Here is a 19,907-nt window from a genome sequence, read left to right on the forward strand (position 1 = left end):
CGCAGGCCCTAGCGCGTACCCTCGAGGTTCCAATGGGGGCCGCACCCCGCATATGCGCAAAAGGCATCGCGTTCGGCAAACTGCGCGTCCACCGCGGGGAACCGCCGATGATGGACGACATCGTCAAGCGTGACCGAATCGAGATAGTTGGCCACAAGCTCGGTTAGGCCAGTCCAGAGCGGATGATAGCAGCAGGTGTCCATGCGCTCGCAGCATCCGTCGGGCGCGGTGCAATCGTTGAAGTAGAGGGGGCCCTGCACCGCCTCGACCACCTGGCGAACGGTCACGTCGGCGGGATCGACCTTAAGGCGCATGCCGCCGTGGACGCCGCGCAGGCTCTCGATAATGCCGGCCTGCACCAAACCGTGCTGGATGGAGCGCGCGAAAGAATAGGGGACGCTAACCCGATCGGCTGCCGTGCGGACCGACAGGAGCGTACCCTCGTTCTCCACCAAGATGGAAAGGATGCGCAGCGCATAGTCCGTCTTTCTGGAAATATCCATGTCGCCCCCTCACACCGCCGCGCCCAAACGGTGGGCGCGACATCGCGCGCCCGTGTGAGCAGGCGCCTCGATAACCAAATTGATACGCGCTAGGTACTATACCATCGGGCGGCACGGGGCACGCATTCTGCATGGATTGTCCGCGGGGCGCATGCCCTGTCGCGGGGGGGGTCTGGGAAGCGCGTCGCAATAGCAAAAGACCCTGCCCGAAGGCAGGGTCTCAAGCAGTCAATGGCGGGAAGTACGGGGCTCGAACCCGCGACCTCCGACGTGACAGGCCGGCGCTCTAACCAAACTGAGCTAACTCCCCTCAGCAAATGCTGCGAGAGCTAGTATACACAGAAGCTGTTTGCGGGCGCAAGTACTTTTTTGAAAAACTTTTTGAGTCCGCGAACAGGCAGGCCGTGAGCCGTGGACGGCGCCCACAGGGCAGCCCCCTGCCGCCATCGACCAAGTCATCAGCGTTCCCTAAATCGACTCTTGCCGGACGCTCTCGAACTCCCCGGCACCTCAACGCCCCAACCGCACATTGCCGGGTTCATTGCCGCGCGTTTTGCCCGGGCCGCCGTGCATTTCTCGCGGCAATGAACCCGGCAATGAACCCGCGAATGTACGGTCGGCAGAACCGCAGGTGGCGGGCCGTACATTTCCCCTCGCAATGTACTCCCGGGTCCGTTTTCTCCTCTGCAGCGCATTTCCGGGTGCATTGCGCGCGATATTGCACCGAGGGGACGGCAAAAAGCCTTGCAATGTACACCGTACAGTTCGCGGTAATGTAGCACACGTGCTTGGTGGTGAGGCCGCGGGTAAGCGGCCGGCGCGCCCGCTAAGGGCGGGCGACGGGATGGCGAATCGCGAGACGGAGCGCTTACGCACAGGCGCAGCGCCACAAAGAGCGATACAAGGGGCGCAAGATAATCCCCTTGCGCCCGTATCCCCTAACGCCCTTATGCCCAGGCGCTCTCGAGCTTGATGATCTTGACGGACTGAACGGCGCCCTCGGCCACGTACATACGTGCCATGGTGGGCGTCGCCGAATCGCGCGGGCTGGTGGCAGAACCCGGGTTGATAACGAGGCACCGCCCCTGCTCGGCGATGCGCGCCCGATGCGTGTGGCCGCACACGCCCACGTCGATCGCGCCCACGGGCAGATCCTCGCGATAATGCGAGACGGCAAACGTCAGGCCCTCGTACTCAAACGTGTTGAGGCGCTTGAGCGCGGGCTCGTACTTGTAATAGTACGTATCGTTGTTGCCCAGCACGGCACGGATGGGAGCAATGGTCTGAAGCATCTCCCAATCCGCCTCGGACGTGATGTCGCCTGCATGAATGATAAGGTCGGCTCCCTCGAGCGACGCCAAAAGGGAGCGCGAGAGCCTCCCGTGCGTGTCGGAGATGATATCGATGCGCTTCATATCGCGTACATCCTTTACTCGGCTATCCGAGCTGGGAGTGTAGCATATCTCCTGGATGGTGACAGATTCCCCATGAGTGTCCCCGATGCCCAGCCAGCGGCGTATCGCGGCACCGAGCCCCATGGCGGTCTACAGGCTGAGCGCCTTTTTGAGCGGCACGACGCGCCGACGCGAGACGGGCACGCGCTCGTCGGTCCCCGTGATACCGAGCTGAATGGCACCCGAGGGCACCGTCTCGACGTCCTCGACGCAGGCGAGGTTGACGATATAGCGGCGATGCACGCGGAAGAACCCGAAGTCACCGAGCTTCGCCTCGAACTGGGCGAGCGATGTGGTCGAGAGGAAGCGGTCGTCGTCGGTAAAGATGCAGGAGTAGTCATCCTTCGCCATGATATAGCGAATCTGGTCGACGGGGATGAGCACCTTGCGGCCGCCCTTTTCCACCGGGATGCGCTCGATGCTCGATTTGGACTCGGGCTGCGGCTTCACATGACCGGCAACTTTGGCGAGGGCGTGCTCGAGGCGGTCCTCCTCCACGGGCTTCAGCAGATAGTCCACGGCGTCGACGTCAAACGCCTCGACGGCATGATCGCTGTAGGCGGTGACGAAGACGATGGCCGGCGGGTTCTTAAGCTTATGGAGGGCCTCGGCAAGCTGCAGACCGGAGGCGCTGGGCATAGAAATATCAAGAAAGACTACGTCAACGCGGTTCTCCATCAGCTTCTCAATGGCAGAGCGCACGCTCGAAGCCTCGATAATGGAGCTCGTCTTTCCCGTCTGCTCTAGCAGAAAACGCAACTCGGAACGGGCGGGGGCCTCATCATCGACAATCATGGCACGGAGCATTGACACGATCCCTTTCGACCTTTCTACCGACTGCCCCGGAGCATAAGCCCCGCGGGGCGCGCCCGCACGCAGCGGGCTTCCCATCGATACGTCCGCACCGACACGGACGTTTAGTTATTTTACCCTATCATCCCGCGCAAAGATGCTGTCGACCAAATCGAGATGCAATGTAACCGTCGTGCCCTCGCCGGGAGTCGAGGCGACGCGCGCAAATGAGTGCGGGCCGTAAAAACGATGGATGCGCTCGGAGATGTTGCGCATGGCAACGCCGGCGCCCCCGCCCTGCGGCGCCTGGGCGTCGGGCTTGGGCAGCGACGCGTCGAACAGGCGCGCCGCCGTCTCGTCATCCATACCCACGCCGTCATCTGCCACCTCGATGGAGAGGGCCTCGTCGCCGCTCGCGCGCACGCGCACCGCTATGTGAAGCGCCCCCTCGTCCGAGAGCGCGTGACGGACGGCGTTCTCCACGAGCGGTTGAATGATGAAGGCGGGCACCGGGGTATCGGCCACGTCATCATCCACCTCAAACGTCGCCTGAATGCGGTCCTCGCCAAAACGGGCCTGCTCGAACGTGAGGTACCGCTTGGTCTGCGCGACCTCGCGCGTGACGGGGATGAGCGAGCCTGAGTTGTCGAGCGTGGCACGGTAAAACGATGAGAACTCGCGCAGCAGCTCCCGGGCGCGCACGGGGTCGGTGCGCGTAAAGGAGGCGATGGTGTTGAGCGTGTTGAAGAGGAAGTGCGGGTTAATCTGCGCCTGCAGCGCGCGGACCTCGGCGCGGGCGGTGAGCTCCTTTTGGATCTCGAGCTCGTGGATGGCGAGCTGGGTGGAGAGAAGCTCCGAGAAGCCCGTCACGAGGGCATATTGCGTACGGTTGACGGCGCGCGGCGCGTTGAAATAGAACTTGAGGGCGCCGATGGTGCGCTCGCCCACCTTGAGGGGCGCGATGATGCCCGCGCGGATCAGCCGGGTGCGGCCGTTCTCCCCCGCGACCTCGAGCGGATGCATGAACGACTGGACGATGCCGTGCTTGATAACATAGCGCGTCGCCTTGGTGTGTATGGGCGAGCCGGCGGGGAAATCGTCGGCGAAATCGCCAACGCAGGCGAGCACGCGCTCGGTGTCGGTGATGGCGATGGTGCTCGCGCGCGTCTGCGGGATGAGGCGCTCGCAGATGGCCGACGCGCTCTCGGCGGTAAGACCGTCCTGCAGGGCCTCGAGCATCTCGGACGCCACCGAGAGCGTCTCCTCGGTATAGCGGGAGCGCAGCGTATCGGGATTGCGGCACAGGCGCGCGAACAGCACGAGGAACACGACGAACGCCACCGTGGCGACACCGGTGAGCGTGAACTCAACGTGCGTGGTAAACAGATAGAGCAGGATGACGGCGATGATGCACGCGCACACCACCGTACCCGCCCAGAGCGCGAAGTCGGTTGCACGCCGCCCCCGTGTCGTCGATGCCATCGGTTAATCCTCCATAAGCGCCGCAAGCTCGCGGTTGCTCCACAGTCCATCGACGATTGTAGGCCAGAATCGCCAGAAACGCAGGTACGCATCTTGGTGATCGCGGGCATACCGCTCCGCCTCGGCGCGGCCGCGGCGCAAGATGCTCAGGTAACCGAGGTGCTCGCGCGTTACGAGCATGCGGATGAGGGCGGTCTTGCGCACGCGCTCGTCAAGCTCGCCCGAGATCCACGGCCCTGGATAGGGCATGAGCGAGGCGGGGGTCACGGCGACGAGCTCGTTTTGATGGCTCGCGTGGACGAGCTTGGCGCGCTCGTAGTACCAGCGGTAGACGTCCTGCATAAAGCGCGGGGCCATCTCGCGCGACTCCGGCGGCAGGTGGCGCACGCTCCACTGATTGTCGAACCACATATCGAGACCAACCAGGCGCAGGTTAAACAGGTAGTCCAAGTCCTCGCCGCGGGTGATGAAGGGGTCGAAGGGCACCTGCGCGAAGGCGCGGGATGTGAGGGCGAGGCAGCCGCCACACACGTAGTTCGAGCGCGAGATGCGCGTGCTCGCGAGGGCGCGCTTCATCCATGCGTTGAACTCAGGGCGCTTGGTCCACCAGCGGTTGGCAAGGCCGGCGCGCGAGGTGTCGGCCAGAGGCGAGCCGGCGCGGTCGTAGAAGTAGCCCGTCTTGGCGAGGATGGGGAGCCCCTGACGCGTCTCGTGGCCGAGGGCGTAGAGGGCGCGGCGCATAAAGTCGGCACCGGTCACGACCTCATCATCGTCCAGGTAGATAACGGTGTCGCACCCCAGGATGCACGCGACGGCAAGTCCCATGTTGCGAATGGCGCCATAGCCGCGCAGGGACACGCACTCGCCCGTGCCCGCGGGCGCCAGCTCGCCCACGCGGTCGGCGATGCGCGCCGCCTCCACATTGGTGACGACGGTGACGGCCAGGCGGGGGTGCGCCCGGACGATCTCGTGCACGCGGCGGCTCACCTCGACGGTGGCCGAAAGCGGGCACACCACCAGAAGGATGATGCGGGGCAGGTCGCGCACCTTCTCGAGCGAGGCCAGGCAGCGCTCGAGCTCGGGCTGCGACGCACCCAGCTCGGTCGCATGGTCATACGCACCGGGAGCGTCGAGCGCATCGCTTGCGCTCGCCCAGTACGTCGGGATAATGATCGTGGCCCGCTGTGCCATCGTCTTCACGCTCCCACCCCAAGGCAGCGGCACCCGCGCTTGGCGCCGCGACCTACTTGGTCCCCGCATCGTCGCTTTAGGCAGGCGGATGCACAAAGGCGGGAGGCAAGCAGCGTTTGCCTAGCCTAGCAGCCGGAGCCGTGGGCACCCGTTGCGCCGGCGGACGCCGAGGCCGTGCCCGCGGCCTTTGCCTCGAAGGGCGAAAGGGCGCGAAAGTACGGGGCGCGCGCCAGAGAACGGGCGAGGGGGTACCCCAACACATACATGATAACCGCTTCGCCCGCAGCGGTCGCCACAAGACCAAAGAGGTACATGGGGAGATAGGCGCCGTCGAGCGAGATGGACGTGAAGGGGATGGTGTAGAAACCCGTGGCCGTGAGCAGCAGCGGCAGGTAGGCCGGCACGATGACCGCGTTGGCGATCACGGGGCCCAAAAGCGCCAGCGCCGGGTGGCGGCGGAGCTTCCAGGTAACGAGTGCGCCCGCGCATGTCGCCGCGGAGCCAAACACTACGTCAAGAAGTCCGAGCGCACCCGTGCCGGAAAGCGCGATATTGGCGACGTTGGCCAAAGCGCAGCCGAGCGTGAGGCCCGGCACCGCCGCCGGCGTGAAAAGCGCGAGCGCGCAGAGGGCCTCGGAGACGCGGAACTGCACGGGGCCCCACGCAAGGTTGCCCAAAAAGAGCATGGTCATGAGGGTGCACGCTGCGTAGACGGCAGCGATCATGCCCGTTTGGGCGATGTCATGTGATTTCACGTTGGATCACCTTCTGATGGTTGGAGGGCTTTACTGATGCCCCTCGGCCCTCCCCCATCGATTAGGCGAGCGCGTCTTCGCCCGGCGCCAAACCCCGCGCCTTAGGCGACACCCTTGATGCGGACGAGCCTCATGAGCATGACAAAGCCCACGACCAGCAAGATCCCGATGGAAAGCACTCCTAAAGAAGGATCGCCCGTGAGCGATGTCACCACCGATACTAGCAGAGTTCCCATAACGGATGCGTAGCGCCCAAAGATATCGAAGAATCCGTAGTATTCGTTGGCGCGCTCCTTAGGGATGAGCTTGCCAAAGTAGCTGCGCGAGAGGGCCTGGATACCGCCCTGGAACATGCCGACCAAAATGGCCAGAATCCAGAACTCGACAGCGGACTTTAGGAAGAACGCCGCAAAGAGCACGATCGCCACGTAGGCCGCCACCGCGATGATGATCATCTTGAGCGTGCCCTGCGTCTTGGCAAGGCGCCCGTAGATGATGGCCGAGGGGAAGGCGACAAACTGGGTGACGAGCAGCGCCAAGATGAGCTGTGTGGAGTCGATGCCGAGGGCGGTGCCGTACGTCGTCGCCATGGAGATGACGGTGTGGACGCCGTCGATATAGAAGAAGAAAGCGATCATGAAGATGAGGAGCGCGCGGTCGCCCGCGATGCGGCGCATGGTCGCAAAAAGCCCCGTGATGGTGCGCTTGACCTCGGAGGCAAAGGTCTCGCCCGGGGCGAGCTCCTTCGCATAGCGCTGGCGGTACGTGCGCACCAGCGGGATGGTGAAGAGCAGCCACCACACGCCCGTGATGACAAACGAGAGCCGCGTGCAGAGGAGCATGTCGAGCCCGAGCACGGCGGGGCCGCCCATGATGAGCGCGATGCAGACGATGAACGGCACGCAGGAGCCCACGTAGCCCCACGCGTAACCCGAGCTCGAGACGGCGTCCATGCGCTCGTCAGTCGTGACGTCGGGCAGCATCGCATCATAAAACGTCATAGACGAGTTGAGGCCGATGGTGCAGAGCACGTAGATGACCAGAAACGGCATGGCCGCCATGGGAAGCGCCTGCGCGAAGCAGAGCACCAGGCCCGTGAGGAAGAAGCCGAGGAAGAACTTGATCTTGTTGCCCGCAAAGTCGGCGAGCGACCCCAAGACGGGCATGAGAAGGGCAACCACGAGCGAGGCGATGGTCTGGGCATTGGCCCACGCGGTCACCAGCTCGGCGGAGTTGGCCGCCGTATTGATGGCATCGAAATAGATGGGAACCACCGAGGTGTTCAGCAAGACGAGGGCCGAGTTGCCCACGTCATACATTACCCAGTTGCGCTCCAGTGCCGTGTATTTCATGCGCGCCGCGCCTCCTCAACCCCAACCAATCAGATGGCACTATGGTACGGCAGGCGGCGCGGCAGCGCACGTCACGAAACGGTAAAGCTTGCGAGAGCGTCTACTCCTCGCGCTCAAACTCCTCATGCGCCTCGAGCACGCGGCCCGAGTAGTTGATATGACGCGTGATCTCGGTCGTGTCGACCCCCATGACAAAGCGCGAGGCCTCGTCTGCATAGGTATCGAGCGCCCGCTCGAACACCTCGGGGAAGCTCTCGTAGGAGACGACGCGCGTAAAGGGGTCCTCCCAGCGACGATGGTCGAGATTGCCCGCACCGGCCGGCGGCTCGGTGGTGACGCGGTGGGCAAGCGAGGCTATGAGCGAGTAATCTTTTACCAGGCCCTCGGCCGTACCCAGCACAAAGGAGAGGGGCGACCCCGCCGGCTCGATCACGCGGTAGGCGAGCTTCATATCTGCCACCGCGCCGCCGTACTCAGCGGCGCTCACGTGCATGTCGTACACGCTCGTCGCCACGAAGCTCATGAGCGCGCCGGCGACCTTGTTGATGCGCGCGGTGGTGATGAGCTCGCTCTCGGGCGGATAGGCCGCCGTGGTGGCGCCGTCACGTTTGAGCTGCAGCATGAGCACGTCGAGATCGCTCTCGATAATACCGTGGACCTGCGAGCCCGCGTTCTCGAGCGAGGGGTCGAGCTCTTGGATGCCCCACTGCTGCGCGTAGACAAAGGGATGCGCCGCGCGGTCGAGCACGTAGTGCGAGAGCAGGCCGAGCGCGAAAGCGCGGCCCACGCCCGCGTCGTGGCGTTGCAGGTGCTCCACACCCTCGCGCAGGGCGGCGAACTGCCGGCTTATGCGGCAGCGGTGCAGACGGCGGCCGAACTCCATCGAGCCCTTGACGTTGAGCGAGCGAACATGGAAGAAGTACGGATCGGGGCCCTGGTTGGCGATCAGAAAGGCGGCGCGCTCATCCTCGGAGGTGATGACGCCCGAGGGCAGGCGGTCGATGCTCTCCTCACCAAACAGGTGATGCGTTACGAGTGCGGGCATAGGGCGCTCCTATCGAGAGGCCGGGCGCGGCGCGGCGGCCGACGTCGGCAAATTGTGTACTGCCCTCCATTATGCCCAGAATCCCCTGAGAAGCCGGCATGTTTTTGGCGCGCGCTGCTACACTCTGGGTAACAGAAAGGTTGCCCTATGCCTGCAAACCGTCCACATCGTGCCTTTGACGGCGGCGCGCCTACGCCGCGCCCTACGCGCTGGCGCGCGCCGTACGGCTCTGCAGGCGATACCGGCAGGCGGTCTCCCCACGTAGCCCTCGCCTCACATCGCATGCGCGCCGTCTCGTCGGTAGAGGACCGGCCGGCGCGCCGCCCCACTACCGATGATGCGTATCACGAGCGCCCAAGCACCCCCGCCTCCCGCCGCGGCACACGGCGCGGTGCGCCCGCGTCTGCCGCAAACCGTCGGCGCCCAAGGCTGCAGCCGCAAGCCGCCGCCGGCCGCCTCTCTTGGCCCGTCGTCGCCGTCACCGTAGCGATTGTGGTGGTGGTCGGCGCGGGGGTCATCGCCGGCGTGCAGGCCATGGGCGCATGGCTTTTCCCGCCTGCGGAGCCCGAAACCGTGGCGCCCGCCGCAGACGAGAACACCGGCCAGAGCGCCGACGATACGGAGGACTCGACTACCGAAGACGAGGAAGCCGCCGCGACAGGGCCCGCCTCCACCCCGCGGAGCGCATGGCGGCAGGGCACGATCCCCGTCCTCTATCAGACCGACCCCGCCTGGGCCGATGAGCCCTACGCGGGCGGCACGATGGCCAAAAACGGCTGCGGCGTCACCTGCCTCGCGATGGTCTACATCGCGCTCACGGGCGACACCTCGCTCGGCCCGGTCGAAATGGCCGCCTATAGCGAGGAGAACGGATACGTGGAAGACAGCAGCACCTCGTGGCGCTTCATGCAAGACGGCGCCGCCTCGCTCGGCCTTACGGTGCGCACCCTGCCGAACGTGGCGGCAGACATCACGTCTGAGCTCGAGGCGGGCCACCCCATCATCGTCAACGTCGCGCCCGGCACGTTTACCGAGGTGGGCCACTATCTCGTCCTCACCGGCGTCGATACCGACGGGCGGGTGCGGATGCACAACCCTAACGCGCCGGAGGACAACGAGGTCTCGTGGGACCTCTCCGTCATCATGAACGACGCGCGCAACTACTGGGCGTACTCCGCATAACGGGCCGGAGGAGCGCCCCTCGCCTGCCGCGCGAAAGCCGCGTTAGAACGGCATGACCCCTTGGTAGAGCACGAGCCAGCACACGAGAAGCGACGCCGCCCACGCGACGGCAAAAGTGATGAGGGCGCCCCGGCAAAGGCCTCGGTCTGTGTCCACAAAAAAGCGCGTTCCCGCAAGCGCCGCGGCGATAAGCAGCGGCAGCGCGACCATGACGGTGATGTTGACGGGTGCGCCCGCGAGCGATGCGCGGTTGCAATCGTCCGCCCCATAGAGCACGACCTCGGAGAACGGCACCGAAGGCGCGCCCTGACCGCCCGCCGCCATGTCCATCGCCCGGATGTTGGCGACCACGCGCACGTTGTGGTCGTGGGCAATGAGGGCGGGCTCGCCGAGCTGGAGCGTCGGGGCGTGGTAGCGCTTGCCATCCGCATAGACGCGCGACGCATCTGGCTCGTGCCACACGGTCTGGCCGCGGCTTGCCACAAACCCGAGCCACGAGGGGTCGACGCCCGCTTTGTCGCAGATGCGTCCGACAGCATCGGAGAAGAGCTGGCCGAGCTCCATGTTAAGCGAGCTCAGCAGGCGCGCATCCGCTCCACCCGCCACCATGCCATCTACCTGCCCTTTTTTATGTCTCTCAAATCGTTGCGCGCGCAAGCCTCATCCTGCGGCTGACACCGAGCGAGAAGGCGCCCCTTCCTTGTTCAAACATGCGCGTTGCTTTATCTTCTGAAACATCGGACGCGCCCGCGCACCCCGCCGTTGCGCCGACACCCCGATGGCCCACCGGCGAAAACGAGATTGCGATTGGATGCACCATGCTTGATCTCTCTTCACCGCCGTCGAAGGTCCCGGGGAACATCTCTGGACCACATGGGACGCAAACCTCGCCCCCGTCCTCGCCTGGTTGCTCTCGTAACACAACGCAGCACAAACCTAGGCCTCAGCCTCAGGCTCCCCGCACTCTGTAAGTAGGCGTCGGCATCCTTCGCCAGACCCAGAATCTTCCCGTGTGCGAGAACGCCACTTTCAGGCCTCTTGGAAGGGGCGAAAGTGGCATGCGCGCACACGGGAACGATTGTAGGCCGCCGGCCATGCGCATTTTCGTCTTGTCGCCTTGCGCTTGCAGAAACAGAAAGGCCCCGGAGGGGTCTTCCGTGCAAGTTAGGTACTTGTGCGGAAGCCCTCCGGGGCCTCTAATCAGGCGCTATCGCCTGCTAGACGCAACGGCGTCTTGCCCTTAGACCTCTGCGTAGACGTCCTTGAGCTTGAGCAGGTGCTGGTAGCGCGCCATGGCCGCATCCTCGTTGGCCTTGAAGAGCGCGTCGACCTGCTCCTGCGGGAGCACACGGCTGAGCGAGGCGTAGCGGGCCTCGTTCATCAGGAACTCCTGGTAACCGCCCTTCGGCTCCTTGGAGTCGAGGGTGAACTTCTTGCCCACCTCGGCAGCCGGGTTGAAGCGGAAGAGGTTCCAGTACCCGCAGTCCACGGCCTTCTTCATCTCGGCCTGGCAGTTCTGCATGCCGCCCTTCTTGATGGAGTGCATCTCGCAGGGAGCGTAGCCGATGATGATGGACGGGCCGTCGTAGGCCTCGGCCTCCTGGATGGCCTTGAGCGTCTGCGCCGGGTTGGCACCCATGGCGACCTGGGCGACGTACACGTAGCCGTAGCTCATAGCGATCTCGGAGAGGCTCTTCTTCTTGGTGTGCTTGCCGGCAGCGGCGAACTGGGCCACCTGGCCGAGGTTCGAGGCCTTGGAGGCCTGGCCGCCGGTGTTGGAGTACACCTCGGTGTCGAAGACGAAGACGTTGACGTCATGGCCGGAAGCGAGGACGTGGTCCAGGCCGCCGAAGCCGATGTCGTACGCCCAGCCGTCGCCGCCGAAGATCCAGAAGGACTTCTTGGTGAGGAAGGACTTGTCGGCGAGGATCGCCTTGGCAGCGTCGCAGCCGCAGGCCTCGAGGGCCTCGATGTAGGCGGCAGCGGCGGTCTTGCTGGCGTCGGCGTCCTTGCGGGCGTCGATCCAGGCCTGACCGGCGGTCTTCACGGCCTCGGGCGTACCCTCGGCAGCGATGAGGGCCTCGGTCTCGGCGACGAGCTTGTCCTGAACGGCCTCGTAACCGAGAGCCATGCCCAGACCGTGCTCGGCGTTGTCCTCAAACAGCGAGTTGTTCCACGCCGGGCCGTGGCCGTTCTTGTCGACCGTGTAGGGCGAGCGGGCCGCGGGGTTGCCCCAAATGGAGGAGCAGCCGGTGGCGTTGGAGATGAACATGCGGTCGCCGCAGACCTGCGTGACGAGGCGCGCGTACGCGGTCTCGGCGCAGCCGGCGCAGGAGCCGGAGAACTCAAGTAGCGGCTGCTTGAACTGGCTGCCCTTGAGGTTCGAGGTCTCGAGGACCGGCTTGGGCTCGACGTTCTCGACGCAGTAGTCGAAGACGGCCTGCTCGGCAGCCTCCTGCTCCTGCGGGACCATCGTCAGGGCACCCTTCGGGCAGACCTTGGCGCAGTTGGTGCAGCCCATGCAGTCGAGCGGGCTGATGGCCATGGTGAACTTGAGACCGGTGTCCTTGGGGATCTTGATGTCGAGCGTGCGGAGGTTCTCCGGTGCGGCAGCGATCTCGTCCTCGGTGAGGCCGAACGGACGGATGGTCGCATGCGGGCAGACATAGGAGCACTGGTTGCACTGGATGCACTTGGTCTCGTCCCAGTGCGGCACCATAACGGCGACGCCGCGCTTCTCGTAGGCGGAAGCGCCCTGCTCGAACTGACCGTCCTCGTGGCCCTTGAACGCAGACACGGGGAGCTCGTCGCCCTCCATGCGGTTGATGGGCTCCATGATCTCGGTGACCTGCTTGATGAGCTCGGGGCGACCCTTGAGCTCAGCGGCGGGAGCGTCGTCGGCAGCGTCGGCCCACTCAGCCGGGACCTCGTGCTTCTCAAACGCGGTGGCGCCGGCGTCGATGGCCTTCCAGTTGGCCTCGACAACGTCCTGGCCCTTCTTGGCGTAGGACTTCTCGGCGGCGGCCTTCATGTACTTGATGGCGTCCTCCTGCGGAAGCACGCCGGCAAGGGTGAAGAACGCGGACTGGAGGATGGTGTTGGTGCGCTTGCCCATACCCACCTGGACCGCCAGGTCGATGGCGTTGATGGTGTAGAGCTGGATGTTGTTCTTGGCGATGTAGCGCTTCTCAGCCGCGGAGAGGTGCTCGGCGAGCTCGTCGAAGCTCCACTGGCAGTTGATCATGAGCGTACCGCCGGGCTTGACACCCTGAGCGATCTTGAAGTGCTTCGTGATGTAGCTCGGGTTGTGGCACGCCACGAAGTCGGCCTTGGTGACGTAGTACGGGCTCTTGATGGGGTTGTCGCCAAAGCGCAGGTGCGAGATGGTGACGCCGCCGGTCTTCTTGGAGTCGTACTGGAAGTAGGCCTGGACGTACTTGTCGGTGTGGTCGCCGATGATCTTGATCGAGTTCTTGTTGGCACCGACGGTACCGTCGCCGCCAAGACCCCAGAACTTGCACTCGATGGTGCCCGCAGCAGCGGTGTTGGGGGCATCCGGATCCATGGGCAGCGACAGGTTGGTGACGTCGTCCACAATGCCGATGGTGAACTCGCGCTTGGGCGCGTCGGACTTGAGCTCCTCGTAGACCGAGAACGCAGCCGCGGGCGGCTCGTCCTTGGAGCCGAGGCCGTAACGGCCGCCGGTCACGATGATGTCGGTCTTGCCCGCCTCGTAGAGGGAGGAGACGACGTCCTCGTAGAGCGGCTCGCCGAGGGAGCCGGCCTCCTTGGTGCGGTCGAGGACGGCGATCTTCTTGACCGTCTCGGGGAGAGCGGCGATGAAGTGCTCGAGCGACCAGGGGCGATACAGACGGACCTTGACGAGGCCGACCTTCTCGCCGTGAGCGTTGAGGTAGTCGATGACCTCCTCGAGGGTGTCCACGAAAGAGCCCATGCAGACGACCACGCGGTCGGCGTCGGGAGCGCCGTAGTAGTCGAACAGGTGATAGTTGGTGCCGAGCTTGGCGTTCACCTGGTTCATGTAGTCCTCAACGACCGCCGGCAGCTCGTTGTAGGCGGTGTTGCAGGCCTCGCGGTGCTGGAAGAAGACGTCGCCGTCCTCGTGGGTACCGCGGTTGTTGGGATGCTCGGGGTTGAGCGCGTGATCGCGGAAGGCCTGGACAGCGTCCATGTCGCACATCTCGGCGAGGTCGGCGTAGTCCCACGTGGCGACCTTCTGGATCTCATGCGAGGTGCGGAAGCCGTCGAAGAAGTTCAGGAACGGCACGCGGCCCTTGATGGCGGCGAGGTGCGCCACGGCCGAGAGGTCCATGACCTCCTGGACGTTGGTCTCGGCGAGCATGGCGAAGCCGGTCTGGCGGCAGGCCATGACGTCGGAGTGATCACCGAAGATGTTGAGCGCGTGGGAAGCGACGGTACGCGCGGAGACGTGGAACACGCCCGGCAGGTGCTCGCCAGCGATCTTGTACATGTTCGGGATCATGAGCAGAAGACCCTGAGACGCCGTGTAGGTGGTGGTCAGCGCACCCGCGCAGAGCGAGCCGTGGACGGTGCCCGCGGCGCCTGCCTCGGACTCCATCTCGATGACGTTCACCTTCGTGCCAAAGATGTTCTTCTTGCCCTGCGCTGCCCACTGGTCGACATGGTCGGCCATAGGGCTGGACGGCGTAATCGGGTAGATACCCGCAACCTCGGTGAACGCATACGATACGTATGCGGCCGCCTCGTTGCCGTCCATGGACTTGAACGAACGCGCCATATACCCCTCTCCTCTCGTGTAGGTATACAGTCCCCCGGCATGCGTCCTTGCATGCCGGACAATCAACGGCGCTTGCGGGGTTTCTGCAGGTCAACAACCCAAACGGGAAGGTGGCAGCACGACGTCGGCGAAATCGTCAGGCGCGGCCTGGCAGCAGAAATCCGCATGCAGGGTTATTGTACCGCGACGGCGCCGGAATAATTCGCTCGCGTCGCAACGTTTTGGACGAGCGGGGCCCGGCCACGGAACAGCCGCGAATCGTTCGCCGCGGCAAACAGGGAGCGCGCGCTTGGCCACGCAAGGATTCGCGGGTGCCCGCCGCCCCATATCCTGCCCACTACCATAAAGCGGGCTTTGCCCCGCCACCCAAAATGTTGCTCAACAAAATCCCGTGACACTGCGTTATGACATGAAGCGAGAACCGAATGGCTCCCCCATTTTGGGCGAGCCCGGACAAGCAAAGCCCCCGCGAGAGCGGCGACACAGGGAATACGAGGCATACGATGGGAATCCCCGCACCGTATCGCGGTTCCATAACGCGAGAGCAATGGCTCATCAACGAAACGCGTACGGTTGCGCGCCTCATCTGCGACGAGGGGCTCATCACCCCCCAACGGCTTGTTGAACGCGTGATCCTCACCAACCCGTTCCAATATCCAACCGAACGCGAGCAGAAGTCGATCACGCGCGCCTGCTTTCGACGTCTCCAAGCGCTTTCAGAAGATGCCGACCTCCGCGCCCGCCTCATCGACCTTGTCGCACACGGTACCGCCGATCAGCTCAGGCAGACCAACCTCTACGCCATGATGCGCGACAACCGCATCGTATGGGATTTCATGACCTGCGTGGTGGCGCACAAGTTCGCGTCTCTTGACCCCGCGCTCCGCAAGCACGAGATCGTCTCCTTCCTTGAGGGGCTGCGCGCTCAAGACGTCCGCGCGGCGCGCTGGAGCGAGGCGACCATGAATAAGATCCGGCAGGTGCTGACGTGCTGTCTGGAGCAATGCGGAATCTACGACCGCAAAACCGAACTGCTCACCGTCCCGCTACTGGACTTTGAACTCGAGTGCGCCATGCGTACGAACGGCGATGACGACGCGCTCGCAGCATTCGGCGTCGCGCGTTAGGAGGAGTTATGACCGCGTCGGAATCCCCCAGCCTCGAAATGAGCTTCGAGCTCATCCGCTCCCGCTTAAACGATCCGGACTTCCTCAGAAGCCACGGCATCAGCAACGAGGTCCCCTTCTATATCTTTGCCTATGACGCCGCATGCGAGATCGAGGTGCGCGAACGTACGACGGCACTCGTTGAGGCATCGCGTGATGGCGCGCTCGATGCGCGCATCGTGCCGATCGACCTCTGGGACGTCTTCTGCGATATCTGCGCGTACTACGACATCTTCGACGATCTCGAGCATCTCGAGGAGGCCCGCGGAACCGCCCAGCTGCTCGCCCACATCCAAGAGGTGGCGATGCCCGAGGACTATATCCGCACCATACAAGATCGCTACACCCGCGACTTCGGCGCAATGCAACCGGGACGCGACGTGTTGCTCATCACGGGAATCGGAAGGGTCTACCCCTTCGCGCGAGCCCACGACATCTTGGAAAACGCCCAGCCGGTGTTCGACAAGATCCCCGTCGTCATGTTCTACCCCGGGCTCTACGACCAGCAATCGCTGCGTCTGTTCGGCTCCATCGCCGATGGCAACTACTACCGCGCTTTCACGCTGCTCTAGGCACCATCAACCCAGAAAGGAACCGCCATGCGCATCCAGGACATGTTCGAGCGCGACATCGACCGCGACATCAACGGCGTCATCAAGATCGACCAGAACGACGAGCAAGTGATGGAGCAGGAGCTCTCGGAATACGTGGTCACCCGCGAGCTACGCAGCCACTTCTCCACCTTCTACGATGCCTATGAGCGCGCCATCGATGAGCCGACCGACAAGATGGGCGTATGGATCTCGGGATTCTTTGGCTCCGGCAAGTCGCACTTTCTGAAGATGCTCTCCTATCTGCTCTCCAACCGCGTCGTCGGCAACAGGCATGCCCTCGACTACATCGAGCCGCGTTTCGAGGACAGCATGCTCGCCGCCAAGGCGCGCCGCGCGGCGAGCATCCCCACCGAGACCATCCTGTTCAACATCGGCAGCAAGAGCTCCGACCGCAACGACGCGTCCGCCGTGATCCGCACGTTCTATCGAGTGTTCTACGAGAATCAGGGGTTCTACGGTGCGAGCCCCAAACTCGCCCGCCTAGAAGCGCTCATCGACGCTGAGGGCAGGACCCAGGCATTCCGCGAGGCCTACGAGCAGGCGAGCGGTCACAACTGGCTCGAGTGGCGCAAGACCTACCTCTCCAAGTCGGCGCCGGTCATCGAGGCGCTGGCGGCATGCGGGTTCCAGACCGCCGAGGAGGCCGAGCGCTGGTACGCGAGCGCCGATGACGACCTCTCCGCCGATACCTTCACCGACGAGGTACGCGACTACGTGGAGCGCCGCGCCGCCGAGCACGGCGGGCAGTTCCGCCTGCTGTTCATGGTCGACGAGGTGAGCCAGTACGTAGGCGACAGCACCGACCGCATGAACGATCTGCAAAACATCGTCGAGGGCTTAGGCACCAAGTGCGCGGGGCGCGTATGGGTGGTCGTCACGGGTCAGGAGGCCATCGACGAGATCACCACGGTGGCAGGCAGCGACTTTTCCAAGATCCAAGGTCGCTTCAACACGCGCCTCTCGCTCTCAAGCTCCGACGCCAACGAGGTCATCAAGCGCCGCATCCTGGCCAAGACCACCGATGCCGACCAGCTGCTGCAACTGGGTTACACCGAGAACGCCGTGGTGTTGAACAACCTGTTCACCTTTGGTGACGCCAAGGCCGATCTCATCGGCTACCGCAACGCAGTGGACTTTGCGCAGACCTTCCCCTTCGTGAACTACCAGTTCACACTCCTGCAGAATGTCATGAACGCCCTGCGCAACCAGGGGCACTCGGGCAAGCACCTCTCGAGCGGCGAGCGCTCGATGCTCTCGGGGTTCCAGGAGGCCGCACAGGCCGTCGAAGACCGTGACGAGCACGCCCTGGTGCCGTTCTGGCGCTTCTACGACGCCACCGAGACCTTCCTGGAGCATTACCACCGCCAGGTCATCAACCGCGCTGCACGCCAAGCCGAAACAGGGCAGGGCCTGGAGCCGTACGACGTGTGCACCCTCAAGCTCTTGTTCCTCATCCGCTGGGTGGACCGCGACATCGCAGCAACCATCGACAACATCGTGACCCTCATGACTGACGATGTGCGCGAGAACCGTCTGGAGCTGCGCGAGCAGGTGCAGGCCTCGCTCGACCGCCTGCTCAAGGAGAACTTCATCACGCGCAACGGTGCCATCTACCAGTTCCTGACCGATGACGAGCAGGAGATCGCCAACCAGATCGCCAAGACGCCGGTCGAGGTGGCAAGAGTCACTGCCAAAGCAGCCGATATCATGTTCAAGGACATCTTCGACACGCCCAAGCTCACCCTAGGCAAAAACCAATTCCCCATCGAGGAGCACCTCGACCAGACATGCGTCAACAATCCCGGCGGATTGGTGTTACGCGTACTCGCCGGCATGGACGGCGCCGAGGCGCCCGCGCACGAGGAGCTCGTGATGCAGTCCGCACGCGGCGAGGCGATTGTGGTGCCCTGTCCCGATGTCGACTACTACAGCCAGCTCATGGAGGCAGCGCGCATCGAGCGGTTTGTCAGCACGGTGGTCCTCACCAACCTCCCCGAGAGCCAGCGCAGCATCATCCGCGCCAAGCAGAGCGAGAAAACCCGCCTAGAAAAAGAGGCCCGGTCCCTCATGGAGGAGGCTATCAGGCGCGGCTCCTTCTACGTGCAAGGCTCCCTGGTCACCCCCGCCAAGTCGGCATCTGCCAAAAAGCTCGTCGATACCTGCCTGGAGCGCCTGGTCGATGTGGTGTACCCCAAACTCACCTACATCGACAAGAACTATAACGACGATGCCGAAATCAAGCGTATCCTCAACGGCGCAGAGCAGGCACTGCCCGGTCAACAGCCCAACGCCCGTGCCATCGAGGAGCTGGAACGCAAGCTCAAGGTCGAAGCGCAGCGCCACAACACCGTGACCATGGGCGATATCCAGCGCCTATACCAAAGCGAGCCCTACGGCTGGCGCGAGGTCGACATAGCCGCCGTGGTCGCCGAGCTTTTGGCGAGCCACCGCGCCAAGCTCAGCTACGCGGGCAAGACAGTCAGCCCCGCCGACGCAAAGACAACCAGCTACCTGCGCGCCCGCACCATGATTGACAAGGTCGAACTCGAGATGCGCCGCACGAGCACCGACGCCGAGCGGGCGCGCACGCGCGAGGTGGTCGAAGAGCTCTGCGGGGCGCACGACCTCCCTGTCGATGAGGACGGCTTGGCGCGCCGCGCGCGCGAGGAGCTCACCGATCGGCAGGATGAGCTGCAGCGCCTGCTGGACGACGCGTACCGCCGCAATCCCGCCTACCCCGGGCACGGCCTCGTTGTCGATGCCGTCGACGCCCTGAAAGAGATCCTCGCCGGGAGCGACGATCCCGCCGAGTTCATGGCGCGCATCGCCCGCGACCGCGAGCAGCTGCTTGACCTCGCCGAGGATCTGGAGGATATCGACCACTTCTTCCCCGACCAGCAGCGCGTCTTCGACCGCGGCGTCGAAACCTTGCACGCCATGAAGAGCGAGCGCGAGTACCTCGACGCCGAGACGCTTGAGGCGCTCGACCGCATCGCGCAGATCGTCGGCGAGCCCAGGCCCTATCGCTCGATCTCCCAGCTGCCCGAGGCGATCCAGCAGGTGCGCGACGCCCACGAGCGGCTGCTCAAGGCGGCGCGCAGCGACCTCGAGGAGAGCGTCGGGGTCATCTTCGACGATGTGAGCGTCTACGCGCAGCAGCAGGGCGTCACGCTGTCCAGCATCGAGCAGACGCGCATCGCCCGCCGCGACGTCGCGCGCGGCTCGGACTCGTTGATGGAGCTCGAGGCGCTGCGCTCGCGCCTCAACCAGGACCAGCGGCGCCTCTACGAGGAGATCGAGAACGAGCACGACCGTCTCGCAAAGCCCGCCCCCGCGCCGCGCACCGCGGCGGCGCCCGCGGGCACCGCTCAAGCAGCGACGTCCCCCGCGCCCGCTGCGACCGCATCCACCACCGCCCCCGCCTCGCACCGCGCGCCGGCGCCGAAGATCAAGACGGTGAGCCGCATGCAGGTCTTCAAGCCGCGCCGCCTGAGCAGCGCCGAGGAGATCGAGACCTACCTCGCGCAGGCGCGCGAGCAGCTGGTCGCCGCCCTCGCCGACGCCGACGCCGTCAGGCTGGATTAAGGAGCT

14 protein-coding genes and 1 tRNA gene are annotated in these 19,907 nt (G+C 64.4%); 4 read left to right on the forward strand and 11 right to left on the reverse strand.

The annotated features are described in order from the left end of the window. Positions 1 to 8 precede the first annotated feature (8 nt). From B5F70_RS03180 to B5F70_RS03220, 9 genes are all read right to left on the reverse strand, one after another. Entirely contained in the window at positions 9 to 503 is a 495-nt protein-coding gene (locus B5F70_RS03180; protein ID WP_087204128.1) for an Rrf2 family transcriptional regulator, read from the reverse strand. Positions 504 to 735: 232 nt separating this feature from the next. Continuing rightward, positions 736 to 813: transfer RNA gene (locus tag B5F70_RS03185), tRNA-Asp, on the reverse strand. A 637-nt stretch (positions 814 to 1,450) separates the two neighbouring features. Then, positions 1,451 to 1,918 (reverse strand): metallophosphoesterase family protein, encoded by a 468-nt coding sequence (locus B5F70_RS03190; protein WP_087204129.1) that lies wholly within the window; start codon positions 1,916 to 1,918, stop codon positions 1,451 to 1,453. A 129-nt stretch (positions 1,919 to 2,047) separates the two neighbouring features. Next, complete coding sequence (locus B5F70_RS03195; protein WP_087204130.1) at positions 2,048 to 2,764, reverse strand: LytTR family DNA-binding domain-containing protein; 717 nt, start codon at positions 2,762 to 2,764, stop codon at positions 2,048 to 2,050. A gap of 114 nt (positions 2,765 to 2,878) precedes the next feature. Further along, positions 2,879 to 4,231, reverse strand: coding sequence for a histidine kinase (locus tag B5F70_RS03200; protein ID WP_087204131.1), 1,353 nt, complete (start codon positions 4,229 to 4,231; stop codon positions 2,879 to 2,881). Between the two features lie 3 nt (positions 4,232 to 4,234). Beyond that, entirely contained in the window at positions 4,235 to 5,422 is a 1,188-nt protein-coding gene (locus B5F70_RS03205; protein ID WP_087204132.1) for a glycosyltransferase, read from the reverse strand. Between the two features lie 125 nt (positions 5,423 to 5,547). Further along, complete coding sequence (locus tag B5F70_RS03210) at positions 5,548 to 6,177, reverse strand: QueT transporter family protein (RefSeq protein ID WP_256363445.1); 630 nt, start codon at positions 6,175 to 6,177, stop codon at positions 5,548 to 5,550. Between the two features lie 101 nt (positions 6,178 to 6,278). After that, a complete protein-coding gene (locus B5F70_RS03215) occupies positions 6,279 to 7,529 on the reverse strand; it encodes an MFS transporter (protein WP_087204133.1) in 1,251 nt (416 codons plus the stop codon). A gap of 100 nt (positions 7,530 to 7,629) precedes the next feature. Further along, complete coding sequence (locus B5F70_RS03220; RefSeq protein WP_087204134.1) at positions 7,630 to 8,574, reverse strand: zinc dependent phospholipase C family protein; 945 nt, start codon at positions 8,572 to 8,574, stop codon at positions 7,630 to 7,632. 147 nt (positions 8,575 to 8,721) lie between these two features. Here B5F70_RS03220 and B5F70_RS10730 point away from each other — a divergent pair, with 147 nt between their 5' ends. Continuing rightward, positions 8,722 to 9,756, forward strand: a complete 1,035-nt coding sequence (locus B5F70_RS10730; RefSeq protein ID WP_206383488.1) for a C39 family peptidase — start codon at positions 8,722 to 8,724, stop codon at positions 9,754 to 9,756. Positions 9,757 to 9,798: 42 nt separating this feature from the next. Here the strand turns inward: B5F70_RS10730 and B5F70_RS03230 are convergent, their stop codons facing one another. Together B5F70_RS03230 and nifJ are read right to left on the reverse strand one after the other, a co-directional pair. After that, complete coding sequence (locus B5F70_RS03230; RefSeq protein WP_087204135.1) at positions 9,799 to 10,365, reverse strand: anhydro-N-acetylmuramic acid kinase; 567 nt, start codon at positions 10,363 to 10,365, stop codon at positions 9,799 to 9,801. 631 nt (positions 10,366 to 10,996) lie between these two features. Beyond that, the gene (nifJ, locus tag B5F70_RS03235) at positions 10,997 to 14,536 is read right to left on the reverse strand and encodes a pyruvate:ferredoxin (flavodoxin) oxidoreductase (RefSeq protein WP_087204136.1); all 3,540 of its coding nucleotides are present in this window, start codon (positions 14,534 to 14,536) and stop codon (positions 10,997 to 10,999) included. Positions 14,537 to 15,039: 503 nt separating this feature from the next. Between nifJ and B5F70_RS03240 the strand changes: the two genes are divergently transcribed. The 3 genes from B5F70_RS03240 to brxC are packed head-to-tail and all read left to right on the forward strand — an operon-like array spanning position 15,040 to position 19,901. Next, a complete protein-coding gene (locus B5F70_RS03240) occupies positions 15,040 to 15,663 on the forward strand; it encodes a DUF1819 family protein (RefSeq protein ID WP_087204137.1) in 624 nt (207 codons plus the stop codon). Between the two features lie 8 nt (positions 15,664 to 15,671). After that, entirely contained in the window at positions 15,672 to 16,274 is a 603-nt protein-coding gene (locus B5F70_RS03245; RefSeq protein ID WP_087204138.1) for a DUF1788 domain-containing protein, read from the forward strand. A 27-nt stretch (positions 16,275 to 16,301) separates the two neighbouring features. Next, on the forward strand, positions 16,302 to 19,901 hold the full coding sequence (gene brxC, locus B5F70_RS03250; protein ID WP_087204139.1) for a BREX system P-loop protein BrxC: 3,600 nt from the start codon (positions 16,302 to 16,304) through the stop codon (positions 19,899 to 19,901). Positions 19,902 to 19,907 lie beyond the last annotated feature (6 nt).

Source organism: Collinsella sp. An268 (assembly GCF_002159765.1).
In the GTDB taxonomy this organism is placed as follows: Bacteria; Actinomycetota; Coriobacteriia; order Coriobacteriales; family Coriobacteriaceae; genus Coprousia.

What these genes read in the sequence shown, in the direction of transcription:
- B5F70_RS03230 (WP_087204135.1), bottom strand. Translation starts at nt 10,365, where the DNA reads ATGGTGGCGGGTGGAGCGGATGCGCGCCTGCTGAGCTCGCTTAACATG.
- B5F70_RS03205 (WP_087204132.1), bottom strand. Translation starts at nt 5,422, where the DNA reads ATGGCACAGCGGGCCACGATCATTATCCCGACGTACTGGGCGAGCGCA.
- B5F70_RS03220 (WP_087204134.1), bottom strand. Translation starts at nt 8,574, where the DNA reads ATGCCCGCACTCGTAACGCATCACCTGTTTGGTGAGGAGAGCATCGAC.
- B5F70_RS03190 (WP_087204129.1), bottom strand. Translation starts at nt 1,918, where the DNA reads ATGAAGCGCATCGATATCATCTCCGACACGCACGGGAGGCTCTCGCGC.
- B5F70_RS03215 (WP_087204133.1), bottom strand. Translation starts at nt 7,529, where the DNA reads ATGAAATACACGGCACTGGAGCGCAACTGGGTAATGTATGACGTGGGC.
- B5F70_RS03195 (WP_087204130.1), bottom strand. Translation starts at nt 2,764, where the DNA reads ATGCTCCGTGCCATGATTGTCGATGATGAGGCCCCCGCCCGTTCCGAG.
- nifJ (WP_087204136.1), bottom strand. Translation starts at nt 14,536, where the DNA reads ATGGCGCGTTCGTTCAAGTCCATGGACGGCAACGAGGCGGCCGCATAC.
- B5F70_RS03180 (WP_087204128.1), bottom strand. Translation starts at nt 503, where the DNA reads ATGGATATTTCCAGAAAGACGGACTATGCGCTGCGCATCCTTTCCATC.
- B5F70_RS03240 (WP_087204137.1), top strand. Translation starts at nt 15,040, where the DNA reads ATGGGAATCCCCGCACCGTATCGCGGTTCCATAACGCGAGAGCAATGG.
- B5F70_RS03200 (WP_087204131.1), bottom strand. Translation starts at nt 4,231, where the DNA reads ATGGCATCGACGACACGGGGGCGGCGTGCAACCGACTTCGCGCTCTGG.
- brxC (WP_087204139.1), top strand. Translation starts at nt 16,302, where the DNA reads ATGCGCATCCAGGACATGTTCGAGCGCGACATCGACCGCGACATCAAC.
- B5F70_RS10730 (WP_206383488.1), top strand. Translation starts at nt 8,722, where the DNA reads ATGCCTGCAAACCGTCCACATCGTGCCTTTGACGGCGGCGCGCCTACG.
- B5F70_RS03245 (WP_087204138.1), top strand. Translation starts at nt 15,672, where the DNA reads ATGACCGCGTCGGAATCCCCCAGCCTCGAAATGAGCTTCGAGCTCATC.